The following is a 259-nucleotide window of genomic DNA, read 5'->3' on the forward strand; positions in this document are numbered from 1 at the left end:
CCGGCCGCGCCGTCCACGGTGATCTCGTCGCCCGTGCGGATCAGCCTCGTGGCGCCACCCGTCCCGAGGACGGCCGGGATGCCGTACTCGCGCGCGACGATCGAGCCGTGGCTGAGCACGCCGCCGATGTCGGTCACCACACCCGCAGCCATCGCGAACAGCGGCGTGTACGCAGGGGTGGTGATCGAGGCGACCAGCACCTCGCCGGGCTGGAAGGCCGCGAAGTCCTCTGGTCCGGCCAGTACGCGGGCGCGCCCGG

1 protein-coding gene is annotated in these 259 nt (G+C 73.7%); it reads right to left on the bottom strand.

Annotated elements, in window-relative coordinates; all coding sequences use genetic code 11:
• Positions 1-259, bottom strand: a 259-nt coding sequence (locus tag BN358_RS23460; protein ID WP_157593402.1) for a PEP-utilizing enzyme, incomplete at both ends; no start/stop codon positions are given.

Origin of the sequence: Sedimentibacter sp. B4 (assembly GCF_000309315.1) — a bacterium.
In the GTDB taxonomy this organism is placed as follows: Bacteria; Bacillota; Clostridia; order Tissierellales; family Sedimentibacteraceae; genus Sedimentibacter; species Sedimentibacter saalensis.